General features: G+C 63.2%; 12 protein-coding genes. 5 read left to right on the top strand and 7 right to left on the bottom strand.

What is annotated here, in order from left to right:
- Positions 1 to 14: 14 nt before the first annotated feature.
- A complete protein-coding gene (locus tag AC13F2_RS05720; RefSeq protein ID WP_482964445.1) occupies positions 15 to 590 on the bottom strand; it encodes a TetR/AcrR family transcriptional regulator in 576 nt (191 codons plus the stop codon).
- A 115-nt stretch (positions 591 to 705) separates the two neighbouring features.
- Here AC13F2_RS05720 and AC13F2_RS05715 point away from each other — a divergent pair, with 115 nt between their 5' ends.
- Genes AC13F2_RS05715 through AC13F2_RS05700 form a run of 4 tightly spaced genes read left to right on the top strand, consistent with a single transcriptional unit; the run spans position 706 to position 8,339 of the window.
- Positions 706 to 1,875: an efflux RND transporter periplasmic adaptor subunit gene (locus AC13F2_RS05715; protein WP_103022226.1), complete on the top strand. Its 1,170-nt coding sequence runs from the start codon at positions 706 to 708 to the stop codon at positions 1,873 to 1,875.
- A gap of 2 nt (positions 1,876 to 1,877) precedes the next feature.
- Positions 1,878 to 5,090: a multidrug efflux RND transporter permease subunit gene (locus tag AC13F2_RS05710; protein WP_482964446.1), complete on the top strand. Its 3,213-nt coding sequence runs from the start codon at positions 1,878 to 1,880 to the stop codon at positions 5,088 to 5,090.
- On the top strand, positions 5,087 to 6,502 hold the full coding sequence (locus AC13F2_RS05705; RefSeq protein ID WP_196846988.1) for an efflux transporter outer membrane subunit: 1,416 nt from the start codon (positions 5,087 to 5,089) through the stop codon (positions 6,500 to 6,502). Before AC13F2_RS05710 ends, AC13F2_RS05705 begins: the two co-directional genes overlap by 4 nt.
- 52 nt (positions 6,503 to 6,554) lie before the next feature.
- Complete coding sequence (locus AC13F2_RS05700; protein ID WP_482964447.1) at positions 6,555 to 8,339, top strand: SLC13 family permease; 1,785 nt, start codon at positions 6,555 to 6,557, stop codon at positions 8,337 to 8,339.
- 32 nt (positions 8,340 to 8,371) lie between these two features.
- Here the strand turns inward: AC13F2_RS05700 and AC13F2_RS05695 are convergent, their stop codons facing one another.
- From AC13F2_RS05695 to AC13F2_RS05685, 3 genes are all read right to left on the bottom strand, one after another.
- Positions 8,372 to 9,388 carry a TerC family protein gene (locus tag AC13F2_RS05695; RefSeq protein WP_221596374.1) on the bottom strand — a complete coding sequence of 339 codons (1,017 nt, stop codon included), beginning with the start codon at positions 9,386 to 9,388 and terminating at the stop codon, positions 8,372 to 8,374.
- A complete protein-coding gene (gene nhaA, locus AC13F2_RS05690) occupies positions 9,381 to 10,583 on the bottom strand; it encodes a Na+/H+ antiporter NhaA (protein ID WP_103022221.1) in 1,203 nt (400 codons plus the stop codon). Before nhaA ends, AC13F2_RS05695 begins: the two co-directional genes overlap by 8 nt.
- Positions 10,584 to 10,655: 72 nt before the next feature.
- Positions 10,656 to 10,859, bottom strand: coding sequence for an HP1242/YdcH family protein (locus AC13F2_RS05685; RefSeq protein WP_103022220.1), 204 nt, complete (start codon positions 10,857 to 10,859; stop codon positions 10,656 to 10,658).
- Positions 10,860 to 10,962: 103 nt separating this feature from the next.
- Between AC13F2_RS05685 and AC13F2_RS05680 the strand changes: the two genes are divergently transcribed.
- Entirely contained in the window at positions 10,963 to 11,862 is a 900-nt protein-coding gene (locus AC13F2_RS05680) for a hydrogen peroxide-inducible genes activator (RefSeq protein WP_196846992.1), read from the top strand.
- Here AC13F2_RS05680 and AC13F2_RS05675 read toward each other — a convergent pair.
- From AC13F2_RS05675 to AC13F2_RS05665, 3 genes are read right to left on the bottom strand one after another with little or no spacing between them, the layout of a single operon-like run.
- Positions 11,831 to 13,231 (bottom strand): efflux transporter outer membrane subunit, encoded by a 1,401-nt coding sequence (locus AC13F2_RS05675; RefSeq protein ID WP_482964449.1) that lies wholly within the window; start codon positions 13,229 to 13,231, stop codon positions 11,831 to 11,833. The genes AC13F2_RS05680 and AC13F2_RS05675 overlap by 32 nt on opposite strands.
- Positions 13,228 to 16,332 carry an efflux RND transporter permease subunit gene (locus AC13F2_RS05670; RefSeq protein WP_482964450.1) on the bottom strand — a complete coding sequence of 1,035 codons (3,105 nt, stop codon included), beginning with the start codon at positions 16,330 to 16,332 and terminating at the stop codon, positions 13,228 to 13,230. Before AC13F2_RS05670 ends, AC13F2_RS05675 begins: the two co-directional genes overlap by 4 nt.
- A complete protein-coding gene (locus AC13F2_RS05665; RefSeq protein WP_482964451.1) occupies positions 16,322 to 17,413 on the bottom strand; it encodes an efflux RND transporter periplasmic adaptor subunit in 1,092 nt (363 codons plus the stop codon). Before AC13F2_RS05665 ends, AC13F2_RS05670 begins: the two co-directional genes overlap by 11 nt.
- Positions 17,414 to 17,441: the final 28 nt, after the last annotated feature.

Genomic DNA, 17,441 nt, shown 5'->3' with positions numbered 1-17,441 from the left:
TGGTGGCGTGAGGCTTACTGGACCGTCGCCGGTGCGTCCGTAACAGCCATAAGGCACGCCAGCATGGTTGCCGTCGCGGATTCGATTTCTTCCGACGTCGTCGTGCTAAGCTTCAGCCCCATGATCGAATGATGAAGCATTTCGCCCATCCCCTTGGCCGTGATGCCACGGCTTTCGAGCGCGGCTTCGTACGGCAGAAGAAATTCGCACAGATTGCGACGGGCCTCGACATGGATGTCGGCGAGTTCTTCCTTGATGGTGGTGGCGAGTTCGAGCTCGAGCTCGGCGGCATGCGGCATCGCCTGCATGGATTTCCACGATTCGATCACGATCTCGTCGAGCAGTATAGAAAAGCGGGTCTTGCGGTCCTGGTCGGCGGAGCAACGCGTAAGGATGGCGTCCCATTTCGAGTTGAAATGAAATCGCACGACCCCGGTCAACAGGGCCTCGCGGTTGGGAAATATGTTATAGACGGTCTGCCGCGATACGCCTGCCGCTTCGGCTATATCGTTCATGGTCGCCCGCCGTACGCCGTACTGGCTGATGACCGCATAACCAGCGGCAGCGATCTTGCATGCTCTCTCTTCCATGCAGGCAGATGGACATATGATGCAAAATTGTCAATTTACATTTGTATAGAAAATGTCAAAGCGCGCAATTGTCGAGCCGTCGGTGGGGCGGTGATTCGTTTTATGAGGGAACTCCATGTCGTTTTACCGGACACTGCTCCTGCTCGTGCTAGGGCTCGTGACTGCCGCTTGCGGATCGCAGGAAACTGCGCAGCAAGGACAGGCCGTTCCGGTGCGGACCATCACGGTATCCGCCACGAATATCGACAATGTGATCGAACTTCCTGGCCGTGTTCAGCCCGTCCGGGTTGCCGAAGTGCGGGCCCGTGTCACCGGCATCGTGCAGCAAAGAACCTATGAGGAAGGAACGGATGTCAGCGAGGGCCAGGCCCTGTTCCGCATCGATCCGGCCGAACTCAGGGCCAGTTACGCGCAGATCAAGGCTAGCCTCGATCGGGCACGCGCCACGGCCGCGAACGCCAACGCCGTCGTTACGCGATACCGGCCCCTTGTGGCGGAAAACGCCATCAGCGGGCAGGAATTCGACGCGGCCCAGGCTGCTGCACGTGAAGCCAATGCCAATGTCGCGCAGATCCAGGCTCAGCTTCGCGCTGCATCGCTCCAGCTGGGGTACACGACCGTGCGTGCCCCTATTGCGGGCCGTGCCGGCCGCGCCGTGGTGACGGAGGGCGCACTGGTTTCGCAGCCCGAAGGCACTCTGATGACGCGGGTCGAACAGATTTCCCCCATCTATGTCTCTTTCTCGCAATCGGCCATGGAAGTTCTCCAGATCAGGCGCGCCATAACCAGCGGCGAGCTCGACCTGCAGCCGGGCGATGCGGTCGAAGTTCGTCTGACCCTTCCCGACGGCAGCGAATACGGCACGCCGGGCCTGATCGAATTTCTCGACTTCTCGGTGGACGAAGCCACCGGCACGGTCCAGCTGCGCGCCGAATTCCCCAACCCTGAAGGATTGCTGCTTTCCGGCGAGTTCGTGAAGGCGCGTATCTTCGCAGGCAAGTTGACCAACATCATCGCGATCCCCCAGCTCGCCGTGACCGTGGCCGACGATGGCGGCACCGTCATGATCGTGGACAAGGATGGCAAGGCTGCCGTCCGCCCGGTCAAACTGGGTGAACTCGTGGGAGAGAAGTGGGTCATCAAAAGCGGGCTCAAGCCCGGCGATCGGGTTATCGTATCCAATCTGCAAAAACTGCAGCCCGGCATGCCGGTTCAGATCGCCAATGCCGCGACCGGCCGCAAACCCGCAGCGGCTGCCCCGAAAGCAACGGCCAAGGCTGACTGATCGTGGCACGCTATTTCATCGACAGACCCATCTTTGCGTGGGTCATCTCACTCGCCATTCTCCTGTCGGGATTCATCGCCCTGCGGGCCTTGCCGATCGAACAATATCCCGAGGTCGCGCCGCCGTCTCTGGCGATCAACGTCGTATACCCGGGCGCCGACGCATCCACACTTGAACAGAACGTCACGCAGGTAATCGAGCAGCAGCTCAACGGGGTCGAAGGCTTCCTTTACATGGCCTCGTCCAGCCTCTCCAACGGCACTGCATCGATCACGCTAACCTTCGAAGCCGGCACTGATATCGACATCGCCCAGACCGAAGTTCAGAACCGCCTAAGCACAGTCGAGGCGCGTTTGCCCGAGGAGGTCCGGCGACAGGGTATTACTGTCCGTCAGGCGAACTCCGGCTTCTTGATGATCGTCGCCCTGACGTCCAAATCCGGCGCACTGGACACGACCGATCTGGGCAATGTCGCCTCCAATCAGGTGATCGATGAACTGCGCCGCGTCGCCGGCGTCGGGGATGTCACGCTGTTTGGCTCTGCCTACGCGATGCGTATCTGGCTCGATCCGGAAAAGCTTGCTTCCTACAATCTCTCGCCCAGCGCAGTCGTGTCGGCAATTCGCGAACAGAACGCCCAGACGGCCGGTGGCGCGATCGGCGACCTGCCATTGCAGGAAGGGCAGCAGATCACCGCGACGATTACCACGGAAAGCCGCTTCCAGACTGAAGAACAGTTCCGCAGCATTATCTTGCGGGCGGATAGCGGGGGTGCCAGCGTTCGCCTGGGCGATGTCGCACGCGTGGAAATCGGCGCGCAGAGCTACGCCACCTCCACCACTCTCGACGGCCAGCCCATGGCGGGCATGGCTGTCCAGCTCGCTACCGGCGCCAATGCCCTGGCCACCGCCGAAGGCGTGAAGGAGCGGATGGAAGAGCTGGGCAACGGCCTGCCGCAGGACATATCCTGGTCGATTCCCTACGACACCACGCCCTTCGTCCAGATCTCGGTCGAAGAGGTCGTAAAGACGCTGGTCGAGGCCATGGTCCTCGTCTTCCTGGTCATGTTCCTGTTCCTGCAGAACTGGCGCGCCACGCTGATCCCGACATTGGTGGTGCCCATTGCGCTTGCAGGCGCCTGTCTGGGCCTGTGGCTGTTCGGCTTTTCGATCAACGTGCTGTCCCTGTTCGGCATGGTGCTGGCGATCGGTATTCTGGTCGACGACGCCATCGTCGTGATCGAGAACGTAGAGCGCATCATGCGCGAAGAGGGTCTCGGCCCTGTCGAGGCGACCCGCAAGGCGATGGATCAGATCACCGGTGCGATTATCGGGATCACGCTGGTGCTGGTTGCAGTCTTCGTGCCGATGGCCTTCTTCCCCGGATCGACAGGCGGCATCTACCGCCAGTTCTCGGTCACGCTGGCTATCTCCATCTTCTTCTCCGCCGTCCTCGCGCTGTCGCTGACGCCGGCGCTCTGCGCCACATTCCTGCGCACCAAGGACATCCAAGCCCACGACGCCCACGAGATCGACGAACACGCCGAGCAAGAACCGATTCCAGAAGGATGGCGCGGCCGTGTCGAAAAATTGCGGCGGCGCAGCAGTGGCTTCTTCGGAAAGTTCAACCGCTGGTTCGGGCACATGACCGAAAAATACGGGCGGACCAATGAACGCATTCTCGGTCGGCCCATGCGCGGCCTGGCCGTCTTCCTCATGCTGGCACTTGTCACGGCATTGCTGTTCTTCCGTTTGCCGGGCGGCTTCCTGCCGACCGAAGACCAGGGCTTTGCCATTACGATTGTGCAGTCCCCCACGGGGTCCACGCGGGAACGGCTCGATGAAGCCATCGCCCCGGTCGAAGGCTTCTGGTCTTCGCAGGAAGAAGTCGAACGGGTCGTCGTGGTGCGCGGCTTCAGCTTCTTCGGTCAGGGTCAGAACAATGCCATCATGTTCACCCCGTTCAAGGATTGGAGCGAACGCAGCGGCTCGGAAAGTTCGGCGGAGGCGCTGGTCGGCCGTGCGATGGGCACCTTCATGGGCATCGACAATGCGATGGTCTTCTCCATCCAGCCGCCCGCGATCCAGTCGCTCGGACAGGCCAGCGGCTTCACCATGAAGCTGCAGGACCGCGCCGGTGTAGGGCGTGAAGCCCTGACGGCAGCGCGCGATCAGATGCTCGGCATGGCTATACAAAGCAGCCTGCTCGCCGATCTTCGCCCCGAAGACCAGCCGCCTGCACCGCAATTGCATGTGGAAGTGGACCGGGTTCAGGCCCGTGCCATGGGCCTGTCGATGACCGACGTGAACAATGCCCTGTCGATCAATTTCGGTTCGGCCTACGCTAACGATTTCAACCGGGACGGGCGCGTGCTGCAGGTGCTGGTGCAGGCAGATGCCGAACACCGCATGACGCCTGAAGACGTGCTTTCGCTGCGCATTCCGAATGCCCAGGGCGAACTGGTACCGTTCAGTTCCTTCGCCATGGCGGAGTGGACGGCCGGCCCGCCCAGCCTTGCGCGCTATAACGGCTATCCGGCCATGACCATTTCCGGAACCGCCGCGCCGGGCGAATCGTCTGGCGCCGCGCTGGCCGAGATGGAACAGCTTGCCAGCCAGCTGCCGGAAGGCATCGGGTTCGAATGGACCGGCATCAGTTACGAGGAAAAACAGGCCGGCGGCCAGATCGGCCTGCTGCTCGGACTGTCGGTCATCATCGTCTTCCTTGTCCTTGCGGCGCTTTATGAAAGCTGGGCGGTCCCCTTTGCCGTGCTGCTGATCGTGCCGATGGGGGTTCTTGGCGCAGTCCTCTTCACCATGCTGCGGGGGCTGTCGGCCGACATTTACTTCAACGTCGGGCTGATCACGATCATCGGGCTTGCCGCGAAAAACGCCATCCTGATCGTCGAGTTCGCGATCGAAGAAGAGGCCGAAGGCAAGAGCCCGATGGAAGCGGTAAAGGCAGCTGCCAGATTGCGCCTGCGCCCGATCATCATGACCTCGCTCGCCTTCATTCTCGGCATGGTCCCGCTGGTGATCTCCACCGGCGCGGGCGCTGCCAGCCGCATCGCCGTCGGCACGGGCGTGATGGGCGGAATGATCGCCGCGACCGCGATCGGCATCTTCGTCATCCCGCTCCTCTACATGCTCATCCGCACGCGGATCGGCGGAAGACAGCCCAAGCCAGCCGGCACACTCGAAGGAGATGGCGCATGATCCGCAAGATATCTGCCAGCCTGATGGCGCTCGCACTGGCTGGGTGTGTGAACCTTGCCCCCGATCACGAACGGCCCGCCCTCGCCAGCGCGCCTGCCTATGATCCGGAATTCCGTCCGGATGGCACGGTGGTCGCCTCGACCCTGTCCTATCGGGAATGGTTCAGCGACCCGCGGCTCGTCTCGCTCATCGATACCGCAGTGGCGAACAATCGCGATCTCGTCGCCGCCACCGCGCGGATCGAACAGGCCCGGGCACAGTACCGCATTCAGGACAGCCGCCGCTTGCCCACCGCCGTGGCGGATGCCGCGGCAACGCGCAGCCGCATTCCGCTGGGCTCGATCGCGCCCGGTACGCCCGGCTCGGTAACTATCAACCGCTACGACGTAGGCGTCGGCGTTTCGTCCTTCGAACTCGATTTCTGGGGCCGCATCGCCAATCTGTCGGAGGCTGCCCGCGCGCAGTATCTGGCTGCCGAGGCCAACCAGCGCGCGTTCTACCTCTCGCTCATCGCCGATGTCGCGACGACCTATTTCGCCCTGCTCGAAAGCGAAGCGCAGATCGATCTGGCGCAGGCGACGCTCGAGAGCCGCCAGGAGGGCCTGCGGATCGCCCGGCTCCGGCTCGATGCGGGTGTCACCTCCGCGCTGCCCTTCCGGCAGTCTGAAACGCTGCTGACGACGGCCGAGCAGCAACTTGCCGCACAGCGCCTGTCGCAGGCCCAGCAGCGCAACCAGCTCTCGGTGCTCGTCGGCGGAACCACGCCGGAGAACCTGCCGGTTGCACTTCCGATGAGCGGTCAGGAAAACGGCATGGAGCTCGATCCCGGCACGCCATCCGATCTTCTGCTGGTACGTCCGGATATCGTCGCCGCGGAAGAGCAGCTTCGCGCAGCCCGCGCCAATATCGGAGCGGCACGTGCAGCCTTCTTCCCGACCATTTCCCTGACTGGAAATGCCGGTTTCTCGTCCAACGATCTCGACAACCTCTTTTCTTCCGACGGGCTGTCCTGGTCGTTCGGCCCATCGATCTCCCTGCCGATTTTCGACTGGGGGGCCCGCGAAGCCGATCTGGATCTGGCCAAGGCGCGCGAAGTGGAACAGGTCGCCGTTTATGAAAAGACCGTGCAGGAAGCTTTCCGAGAAGTATCCGACGCTCTTGCCGGGCGCCGCTGGCTGGCCGAACAGGTGGCTGCGCTGACGCAGGGTGTCGCCGCGCAGGAACGCATTACGCGGCTTGCACGCCTGCGCTACCGCGAAGGTGTAGCGGATTATCTCGAAGTGCTGGATGCCGAACGCAACCTTTTCACCGCGCAGCAGCAATTGCTCACCACCCAGCGCGCATTTCTGCAGAACGGCACGTCGCTGTTCGTGGCGCTCGGTGGCGGTCTGGCCGTGGAAACGCCTTCATAATCCGGGACTTTTCCAACTCGGCTCCCTGACAAAGACCTGCTAGGGGGCGCCGATGCTAGGAACGTTCCTTACCGATTATTCGGCCTGGATCGGCCTCGGCCTGTTGGTCGGGCTGTTCATTCTGTTCGCAACGGAACGGTTTCCACCGGTGACCGTCGCCGTGGGCGGCGCGGCCGTCATGCTGGTGCTGGGCTATCTTCCGCGCAGCGAGATGGAACAGGTTTTCGCCAATCCCGCCCCCATCACCATCGCCGCCATGTTCATCCTCTCGGGTGCTTTGATCCGTACCGGGGTGGTCGAAGCGCTGGCCAGCATCGCCGAACGCCGGACCGAACGCCATCCGCGCCGGTCGATCGCTGAACTCTTCGGCGGTACTTTCCTCGCCTCTTCGCTGGTCAACAATACGCCGGTCGTGATCATCCTGGTCCCGGTCATTCGCAAGATCGCAGGACTAGCGGGCAGTACGGCCAGCCGCCTCCTCATCCCGCTATCCTATCTCTCGATCCTCGGCGGAACGCTCACGCTCATCGGCACGTCGACAAACCTTCTCGTCGATGGCGTGGCGCAACGCTCCGGCCAACCGCCCTTCGGCATATTCGAGCTGACCGGCGTGGGCCTGGTCGCGGCACTGACCGGCACCCTCTTTCTTCTCGTCAGCGGGCGGTTTCTTCTGCCCAACCGGCCAGATGCCGCGGATCGCGACAGCGGACGACCGCTGGAGGAGCGCTACCTTACCCAGTTGCGCGTGACGCAAGACGATAAGGATATCGGCAAGGCCTATGGCGATCTTTCCCAATTCGGTCGCTCCGGGCTGCGCCTCGTCGGTCTGGAACGCGGCGGCGCCATCCTGCGCAGCGACCTCGACGAGCTGATCGTGGAGGAAGGCGACATCATGCAGATCGCCGCCGATCAGGCCGAAATGCTGTCGCTAGCCGCCGGGCGCGGGTCAGAACTCGGCCTTTCTGCGCGTGCCGCACCCGCATCGGATGAAAACCGTATCGTCGAAGCCGCGATTTCGCCCAGCCACCCGACCCTCGGCCGCAAGCTTTCCGAAGTCCCCTTCCTCACCAAGACGGGTGCCCGCATCCTCGGCCTGTCGCGCGCGCGGCACTTCCCCGGCCCCACCCTGTCCGATGCGCGGATCCGCGCAGCCGATCATCTGCTGATCGAAGGCAGTCCCGCCAGCATCGCCGCGATCGAAAACAATATCAATCTGATCAACATTTCCACGCCGGATACGCGCCCGTTCCGGCGTCTGCGCGCACCGATCGCGGTTGTGACGATGATGGGCATCATCGTGCTCGCCGCGCTCGGCGTATGGACGATCGAACTTCTGGCCATAACGGGCGTGGCTATCGTGCTGCTCTCGCGCTGCATCGATCCGGAAGAAGCCTGGCGCAGCATCGATGGCAATGTCATCGTGCTGATCTTTGGCATGCTTGCCGTCGGTCTGGGTCTGGAAAGCGCAGGGACCGTCGACCTGATCGTCGATGCCGCCCTTCCGCTCCTCGCAAATCTGTCGCCGCTTTACCTGTTGCTTGCGATCTACCTGCTGACCTCCGTGCTGACCGAAACGGTTACCAACAATGCTGTCGCGGTCATCATGACCCCGATCGTGCTGGCGCTCGCCACCGATCTCGGGGTCGAACCGCGCCCGCTGCTCTTCGCGGTGATGTTCGCCGCATCGGCCAGCTTCGCAACACCCGTGGGCTATCAGACCAACACCATCGTCTATGCCGCCGGCAATTATCGCTTCGCCGACTTCTTGAAGATCGGTGCGCCCATGAATGTCGTGGTAGGACTGGCGACCTGTCTTGCGATCAATGCGATGGTCTGAGAGGCTGACGCCCGTGACGCCTGCCACCCGACCTAGGCGAGCGGTTCGTCTTCCGGTTCTGCTGGCCAGTCCGCCTCTTCGTGCCCGCGCGTTTTCCATAGCGAATAGAGCACGCCCGCTGCGATCAGCACGAACGTCACGCCAAGGCTGATCCAGGCCGGGAATTTCTCACCGTCCATCAGGAAGTCCGTGACGAAGATCTTGCTGCCGATGAACACGAGGATCGCTGCCAGCGCATACTTCAGATAGTGGAAGCGGTGGATCATGGCGGCGAGAGCGAAATAGAGAGCGCGCAGCCCCAGAATGGCGAAGATGTTGCTGGTATAGACGATGAAGGTGTCGGTCGTGATCGCGAAGATCGCAGGCACGCTGTCCACGGCGAACACGAGATCAGCCAGATTGATGACGACCAGCGCCAGCAGCAGTGGTGTGGCCGCGCGGACCATCTTGCCCGTCTTCTCGTCCTGCACCTTCACCAGGAACTTCTGTCCGTGCAGATCCGGCGTCACCCGCATGTGACGGCTGATCCAGAGGACGACGGGGTTGCTTCCAACATCCATCGGCTCGTCGCCGGCGAAGAACATCTTGATCCCGGTGAACACCAGGAAGGCGGCGAAAAGGTACAGCACCCAATAGGCTTCGGCCAGCAGGGCCGCGCCCCCGGCGATCATCAGGCCGCGCAGGATGATGACCGCGATGATGCCCCACAATAGCGCCCGGTACTGATACTTCGCCGGGATGGCGAAATAGGTGAAGATCAGGCTGATCACGAAGACGTTGTCGATCGACAGCGCCTTCTCGATGAAGAAGCCTGTGAAATATTGCATGCCTGCGGTCTCGCCGCGCTCGAACCACACCCAGACGCCGAACAGCAGCGCCACGGTGATGTAGAAGACCGACAGCTTCAGGCTTTCTGCAATGCCCAGTTCCCGGTCTTCCTTATGCAGGAAGCCGAGATCGAAGGCCGTCAGTACGACGACGATTGCAAGAAAGGCGCCCCAGAACCAGACCGGGGTGCCAAGCCATGACGCCAGCAGGAAATCAGGCACTCGGCACCTCGTTTAGAGGTCTGGTCGCGGCGCGCGGAGCGGTGGCGAGCACTGTCATGCCGATCACCGCCGAAATCAGGGAACCGACCAGCACACCCATTTTCACCGCATCGATCTGGTCCGGGTCGATGAAGGCCAGGCCGCCGATGAACAGGCTCATGGTAAAGCCGATACCGGCCAGACAGGACAGGCCATAGATATGGCGCCAGGTCACTTCGGGCGGCATGGATGCAAGCTTGGTTTTCGCTGCCAGCCAGCATGCGCCGAACACGCCGATCTGCTTGCCGACCACAAGACCTGCCGCAATGCCGAGCGACAGCGGCGCAAACAGCGCCTCCAGCCCGGCTCCAGCGAACGAGACGCCGGCATTGGCAAAGGCGAAGATCGGCAGGATCATGAAAGCGACCCAGGGATGCAGTGCGTGTTCCAGCCTTTCGAGCGGCTGTTCGTCACCTGTCGCGATGGGGACGAACATGGCCGTCACGACACCCGCCAGAGTAGCATGCACGCCGGACTTCAGCACGCAGACCCACAGAAAGGCGCCGAGGAGGAAATAGGGAATGGTTCGCGCCACTCCGGCCCGGTTGAGCAACAGCATGCCCGCAGCCGGAACCAGTGCAAGCGCCAGTGCGCCCACATTCATGTTTTCGGTATAGAACAGCGCGATGATGGCGATCGCACCGATGTCGTCGATGATGGCGATGGCCAGCAGCAGCGCCTTCAGCGCGACTGGTACCCGGCTGCCCAGCAGAGCGAGGAGACCCAGCGCAAAGGCAATATCGGTAGCGGCGGGAATGGCCCAGCCGCGAATATTGTCCGGCGAACCGGCGTTGATGGCCACGAATACCAGCGCCGGAATAACCATACCGCCAACCGCGGCAAAAACCGGAAGCGATGCCTGCTTCCAGCTTTGCAGCTGACCGGTCACGATCTCGCGCTTCACTTCCAGGCCGATCAGGAAGAAGAACAGCGCCATCAATCCGTCGTTGATCCACAGCAGCAATGGCTTGTCGATAGAAACGAGTTCGCCCGCCGTGAAATTCACCGGCGTGGCAAGCAGGCTCTGATAGCCGGCAAGCAGCGCTGAATTGGCGATGACAAGCGCAATTGCGGCGGCAACGATCAACACGATGCCGCCTGCACTCTCGCTGGCGATGAAAGCGCGAAGGCGCTGCGTGGGGGTCTGTCTGGTCATATGAACAAAGCGGGCGACGGTCCGTCAAGTGTGGGGGGGGGGGAGGGAACGGACCGCCGCCCTATGCCGCAGCTAAGCGAAGCTGCGACCGTAATAATGGCGCTGTAATGCGACGATCTTGTCTTTGAGGCGCAGGCGCAGGCGCTTCAGCGATTTCAAATCGTCGCGCGCGCCGATCGCCTTGGTCGTGTCGATCAGTCGGTTGAGGGCGCGATGCTCGCGCACCAGCTTGCGCAGATACGGGATCATGATCTTCTCGTCGGGCGTCTTGCTCATCGCGCTCTCCTTCGTTTGCTAGGGTACATATGCGTGCTTCGCGGGCGATAATCCAATTCGAAAACTTGCCATCTATCGATAAGTTTTACTAATGGCATTGGCCATGGTGACGCTCAAACAGATCGATATCTTCGTAAGGCTCGCCGACATCGGCAATATGGGCGAAGCCGCCACTGCGCTCGGCATGACCCAGCCCGCTCTCAGCCAGCAGTTGCGGGCGCTCGAAAGAAAGCTCGACCTGCAGTTATTCGAACGCGTGCCCAAGGGCATGCAACTCACACCCAGCGGGCGCAAGCTGCTTGCGCAGGCCCGCACGGTCATTGCCAGTACGCGCGACTTCACCGATGCGGCCGATCACATTGCCGCTCGCCCCGCCGGCACGATACGATTTGGCGTCAGCCCTACGCTCGGCCCCTATCTCATGCCGCGCGTCATCAAGATCCTCCACGAACGCTATCCCGACCTGCGCCTCTTCATCCGCGAAGGCATTCCGTCGAAGCAGCAGGCGGATCTGGCCGCGGGGCAACTGGACATGCTGCTTTCGCCCATGCCGATCGAAGGCAAGGGCCTGAGGGTGGAACCGCTGTTCCGCGAACGCTTGCGGATCATCGCTCCGCCCGACGATCCGCTGGTGTCCTTGCCGGAACTTCGGAAGGAAGATTTCACAGGCCGCATGTTCCTCTCGCTCGATCATCGCCACCATTACCACCGCCAGCTCGAAGATATCTGCAAGAATCTCGGCGCCACCATTCTGGCCGATTACGAAGGCACCAGCCTCGATGCCCTGCAACAGATGGTCGGGTCAGGTCTGGGTCTGGCCATCCTCCCGCATTTCTACATCCGCTCGGAAGCGGGCGGCCTCGATGTCGTGCGCATCGCCGAACCGGCGGGGTGGGAACAGCATCGCAGCATTGCCGCTGCATGGCGCGCCAGCGCCGCCTTTTCGGATCTCTATGCCGAAGTGGCAGCCGTCATTGCGGAGGAGGGGCGCCGCCAGCGCTAGCCGCCACCACTTCGCCATCCGGGCTGGCTGCTGCCGAGTGGAGTGCGATGAACGCATTCGCGAGCGCCGCCTCGTTGTCGAGCAGCGATTCCCGGCTCGAGATCAGCTGGCGCTGCGCATCGAGCACATCGAACAGCGAGGCGAGCCCTTCGCGATACAAGGCGTTGGACTGGCCGAGCGCGGTCTCGCTCTGCTCGATCGCCTCGGATAGCGATCCTGCACGGGCGCGGTAGGCGGTGATTGCGACCAGTGCCGTTTCGGCCTCGCCTAGCGCCTCCAGGAAGGCCTGGCGATATTCGGCCAGGCTCGCATCCAGTTCCGCCCGCGCCGCCGCAACTTCGGCCCGCCGCCGTCCTCCGTCGAACAGCGGTAGATCCAGCGCTGCGCCGAGCGTTGCGAGAAATTCCGAGAACAGGCCATCGATCGAGCCGTCGCCGATGATGATCGAGCCCGGCACGACGAGCGAAGGCCTGAGATCCGACTGCTCGATCCCGACCTGCGCCGCCGCAGCAGCCAGCCTCGCCTCGGCCGCCAGCACATCGCCGCGCCGCCGCAGCAGATTGGCGGGCCCGCCCAGCGGTGGTCCATCGCCGTAATTGGGTATCGTCGTCTCGCTTTCGGGCTCCGCAATCACCAGCGTCCCCGGCGCTTCGCCAACCAGTATCGCGAGCGCATGGGCTGCCTGCGCCCGGGCGATTTCGATCAGGCCCAGCCGCGCTTCGGTCTGTGCCAGATCGGCTGCAGCGCGGCGCACGTCGAGATTGGCCGACAGCCCGGCTTCGAAGCGCAAGGTCACGATCCGCAGCGTCTGCCGCTGGAGATCGGTCGATTCGGCCAGCAATTCCAGCTGCGCCCCCGTTCGGCGGTATTCGACATATTGCGCGGCGATGGCGGCGGCGATCAGGCGGCGCTGGTCGGCGCGTATATATCCCGCCTCGGCATAGCGCGCAGCCGCCGCGCGCACTTCCGCGCGCAGGCGCCCGGAAAAATCGGGGTCGAACGTGCCGAACAGCCCGGCACTTGCACCCGTCCGCGAAGTCCCCTCGCCCACATCGACGCTTGCCTCGGCCGATCCGTCGATCGTGGGAAGCCGGTCCGCGCGCTCTGCCCGCAGCAGGGCTTCGGCGGCTGCCAGTCGCCCCTCCGCCGCTGCAATGTCGAGGTTCGCCGCAAGGCCGCGATCGACCAGCGCGTCCAGCACCGGATCGGAAAAGGCACGCCACCACACGCCGTCCATGCCGGCAGGCGGCAAGTCCGCCCGGTAGCTTTCCGGCGGAACGATCTGCGCCTCGGGCAAGTCGGTGGGAACCGCGGCACATCCGCCAAGCAGAAGCGCGAGCGCGCACAGATGGAAACGCGCAGCGATCATGCAGGCGCCATCGTCATGTCTTCGTCGATGTCGTCGATCTCTTCCTGCAGTTTGGCGAGGTCGACACTGCGCGGCTTGCCGAAGCGCGCCACGCCCAGATAGATCACCGGCGTCAGGAACAGGGTGAAGACCCCGGCAATGCCCAGCCCGCCGAAGATCACCCAGCCGATCGACTGGCGCGCCTCTGCACCGGCGCCGGACGCGAGGATCAGCGGAACTGCCCCGACCACGGTCGAGATCAGCGTCATCGCGATCGGCCGCAGGCGAATGGCCGCCGCCTCTTCCACGGCCTCGCGGATAGTGCGGCCCTGATGGCGCAACTGGTCGGCGAATTCCACGATCAGGATGCCGTTCTTCGCCATCAGGCCGATCAGCATCACCAGCCCGATCTGCGAATAGATGTTGAGCGAGATGCCCGACAGGAACAGCGCCAGGATCGCCGCGACGAGCGCGAAGGGAACGGTCAGCAGCACGACGAGCGCGCTCGTCAGGCTTTCGAACTGTGCGACCAAGACCAGGAACACGATCACCAGCGCGAACAGATAGGTCAGCAGGACGTCGTTCGACGTTTCCTCGAGGCTCTCCGCATCGCCCTGCAGGATCATGTCGGTATCGTCCGCGACCGTTTCTGTCGCCAGCCGTTCGATCTCGTCGATGGTGTCCTGCAGGGGTGTTCCCTCGGCAATATCGGCCTCCACCTCGATCGCGCGGCGCTGAGCGGTGCGGTTCAGTTCGGCAGCGACCCCCTGTTCCACGATCTGCGTGATGCTCGACATCGGCACCAGCGCATCGTCTTCGGTTCGGACATAGAGGTTGCGCAGATCGGAGGGATTGGTGATCGTCGTCGCCTGCGATGTCAGGAAGATCGGCACGGCCTGATCGCCGACGTTCAGATCGACGATCTCGTCCCCGCCGACCATCGCCCGCAACGTCTGGGCGACATCGTCGAGGTCCACGCCCAGATCCGACGCCCGCTGGCGATCGATGCGGATCGAAAGCTGCGGCTGGGTCGGCTGATAGGAGATGTCGGGGTTCGACAATATGGTGGATTGCGTGTCGATCGCCTCGCTCAGCTTCAGGGCAGAGGCGTAGATCTGGTCATATTCCGCGCCGGTCAGGGCGACTTCGATGTTTCCGCCGCCTCCGCCGCCGAAACTCAGTGTGCCGCGCCCGCGCGCATTGGTCCGCGATCCGGGAATTTCACGCAGCGGTCCGTTCAGCTCCTCGACGATGTCCGACTGGCCGCGATCGCGCTCGCCCCAATCGGCAAGCTGCGCGGTCACGCGCACCCGGTTGGGATCGTACCTGCCCACGATGGAAAAGGTGCTCTCGATTTCGCCGCTGTCGAGATAGGGCTGGAGGACCATTTCGATCTCGTCGAGTTCGCGGTCCATGAAGTCCAGTCCCACGCCGTCGGGGCCGGTCGCATCGACCTCGATCACACCGCGATCTTCATCGGGGACCAGTTCGCTGTCGAGCTGCGTGAACAGCAGCGCGGTCAGGCCCGTGACCAGCACCGCGCCGCCCACCACGGCTTTCCCGCGGTCTAGGCACCAGGCGAGCGCGGCGATGTAGCGATCGCGCATTCGCGATCCCCAGCGCGACAGGCGGTCGGATCGATCGCCGCTCGTGCGCAGGTCGAACTTGGCCGCCAGCGCGGGCACCAGCGACAGGGCGACGAAGGATGAAATGATTACCGCAAAAGACAGCACGAAACCGAATTCGCGGAACAGCCGGCCCGCTTCCGATGGCAGGAAACTGATGGGCAGGAACACCGATACCAGTACTGCCGTCGTGGCCACGACGGCAAAGAAGACCTGCCGGGTCCCGACAACCGCGGCCGCACGCCGTCCCAGTCCCTTGTCCTGCAGGCGCTGGGTATTCTCCAGCACCACGATGGCATCGTCGACGATCAGCCCCGTTGCCAGAACCAGCGCCAGCAGCGTCACCAGATTGACCGAAAATCCCAGCGCCCAGATACCGGCCAGCACGCCGATCAGGGCCACGGGGATCGTCGTGCTCGGTATCACGGTCGGCCGCCATGCGCGGAAGAACAGCAGCATCGTGCCCACGACGACCAGCACGGTGAAACTCAGCGTGATCAGCACCTCGCGCACCGAAATCTTGATGAAATCGGCATCGTCGGACACGATGCTGATGGTTATGTCCTCGTAACGCGCATTGATCCGGTCGACCGACGAGCGGATGGAATCGGAAATCTGAATCGTGTTCGAACTGGCCTGCCGCACCACGCCAAGTCCCACGATAGGGCGCCCGTCGAGCCGCACGAAATTGGTCGCGTCGGCGGGGGCCAGCGTCACGTCCGCGACATCGCCGATCCGCGTGTTGCCCGCCACGATGACGTCGCGGACAAGGCCCGGATCGGTCGCACTGGCATCGGCGCGCACGACCAGCTCCTGTGCGTTGGACCGGAAAGATCCTACCGGCACGTCGTACGGCGCGCCTTCCAGCGCTGTGGAAACGTCGCTCATGGTCAGGCCGAAGCGGTTGAGCCGCGCGGGATCTACCGAAACGCGCATCTGCAGGGCGCGGGTGCCGAACTCGTCGATGCTCGCCACGCCGTCGGCGGTAAGCAGTTCCGGCACGACATCGTTTTCGACCAGTTGGGTGAGCTCGGCCTCGCCATAACGTTCGCTCGACACGGCCAGCGTCATGATCGGCTGCGCATCGGCATCCGCCTTGACGATATTGACCTGTTCCACCCGGTCGGGAAGATCGCGCGTCACGCGGCTGACCGCCTCGCGGACATCGGATGCCGCCGTGTCAAGATCAACCCCGGGATTGAATTCGGCGCGAATGCGGCTGTTGTTTTCCTCGCTGGAAGAGCGGATCTGCCTCACCCCCGTTACGCGCGCGATCGCGTCTTCCAGGATGCTGGTCACCTCCCGGTCCATCGTTTCGGGGGCGGCGCCGGGAAAGGTCGCGGAAACCGACACGATGGGCCGGTCGACATTGGGCAATTCGCGCACTTCGATCCCGGCGAAGGCGGCAAGCCCGGCAATGACGATAAGCAGATTGAGGACGCCCACCAGCAGCGGCCGCTTGACCGCCAGCATCGGCAGGTCGGATCTATCCGCCATCGTTACCGGCTTCGGACTGGCCGCTGGGCCGCAGTTCGACGTCTTCGGCCGGCACACGGGTCGGCCGCACCAGGCGGATGGCCTGCCCGTCGCGGACCTTCTGCACACCCTTCACGATGACCCGGTCCTTGGCATTGACCTTGCCGTCGACCAGCACCTGACCGTCGCGGCGCGAGGTTATGGTAACCGGAACGCGTACGGCCTTGCCGTCGCGGACCACGAAGATATGCGATCCCTCACCGCCCCAGACTATGGCTTCTTCGGGGACGGAAGGGCGGCTGGTGTTGTTGCGCGTGAAGGTCACGCGAAAACTCATTCCGGGGCGCAGGCGATCGTCCGAATTCGAAATTTCTGCCCGCGCGGTGAAATTGCGGCTGTCGTTCGTGATGCTGCTGTCGGTCGAGATGATGCGAGCATCGCGCGTGGTTCCGGGTTCGGAAAATGCCACTGCCTCGACCACTTGCCCTTCGCGGAGCGAGGCGAACACCTCTTCGGGCGCCGGGAAGTCGATATAGAGGCGGCTACGCTGGTCGAGCTGTGCGATGGCGGTCGCGTCGCTCACCCGGTCGCCCGGATCGACATCGGTCAGCCCGATATGGCCCGAAAACGGCGCCCGGATGGTCCGGTCCGCCAGCGCGACCTGTGCCTGCTGCAAGGCCACTCGTGCAGAATCGAGTGCGGTCTCTCCCGCTTCGATCTGGCTTTCGGATATTGCGCCTGTATCTTCGATCCGCCGGTATCGCCCGAGCAATTGCTCCGCTTCGCGCACCTGGACGCGCGCGGCATCCACGGCGAGCCGTTCCTGCCGCGCATCCAGTTCCAGCAGCGGCTGGCCCGATTGCACATAGTCGCCGGCGGAAAACATCACGCGGGTGACGCGGCCAGCCGTTTCGGGAAAAAGCTGGGCGGATGTAACGGCCCGCGCAGTGCCGATTGCCTCGATCCGGGTCTGCTCCGGCAACAGGCGAATTGTTTCGGCCACCACCGGGATCGCCTCTTCCGCACGTTCTGCGCCCTCTGGCGAACAGCCTGCAAGAAGTATCCCGCCCAGAAGGCCGAGCGGTCGAATTATGGAACCCATGCCGCGTGGCGTAACCAATGCGGACACA

Source organism: Qipengyuania sp. L-5Y (genome assembly GCF_056859455.1).
The sequence above is the reverse complement of the archived record's forward strand: the minus strand, read 5'-3'. Positions and strand labels throughout refer to the sequence as shown.

What these genes read in the sequence shown, in the direction of transcription:
- AC13F2_RS05720 (WP_482964445.1), bottom strand. Translation starts at nt 590, where the DNA reads ATGGAAGAGAGAGCATGCAAGATCGCTGCCGCTGGTTATGCGGTCATC.
- AC13F2_RS05715 (WP_103022226.1), top strand. Translation starts at nt 706, where the DNA reads ATGTCGTTTTACCGGACACTGCTCCTGCTCGTGCTAGGGCTCGTGACT.
- AC13F2_RS05705 (WP_196846988.1), top strand. Translation starts at nt 5,087, where the DNA reads ATGATCCGCAAGATATCTGCCAGCCTGATGGCGCTCGCACTGGCTGGG.
- AC13F2_RS05700 (WP_482964447.1), top strand. Translation starts at nt 6,555, where the DNA reads ATGCTAGGAACGTTCCTTACCGATTATTCGGCCTGGATCGGCCTCGGC.
- nhaA (WP_103022221.1), bottom strand. Translation starts at nt 10,583, where the DNA reads ATGACCAGACAGACCCCCACGCAGCGCCTTCGCGCTTTCATCGCCAGC.
- AC13F2_RS05685 (WP_103022220.1), bottom strand. Translation starts at nt 10,859, where the DNA reads ATGAGCAAGACGCCCGACGAGAAGATCATGATCCCGTATCTGCGCAAG.
- AC13F2_RS05680 (WP_196846992.1), top strand. Translation starts at nt 10,963, where the DNA reads ATGGTGACGCTCAAACAGATCGATATCTTCGTAAGGCTCGCCGACATC.
- AC13F2_RS05675 (WP_482964449.1), bottom strand. Translation starts at nt 13,231, where the DNA reads ATGATCGCTGCGCGTTTCCATCTGTGCGCGCTCGCGCTTCTGCTTGGC.
- AC13F2_RS05670 (WP_482964450.1), bottom strand. Translation starts at nt 16,332, where the DNA reads ATGGCGGATAGATCCGACCTGCCGATGCTGGCGGTCAAGCGGCCGCTG.
- AC13F2_RS05665 (WP_482964451.1), bottom strand. Translation starts at nt 17,413, where the DNA reads ATGGGTTCCATAATTCGACCGCTCGGCCTTCTGGGCGGGATACTTCTT.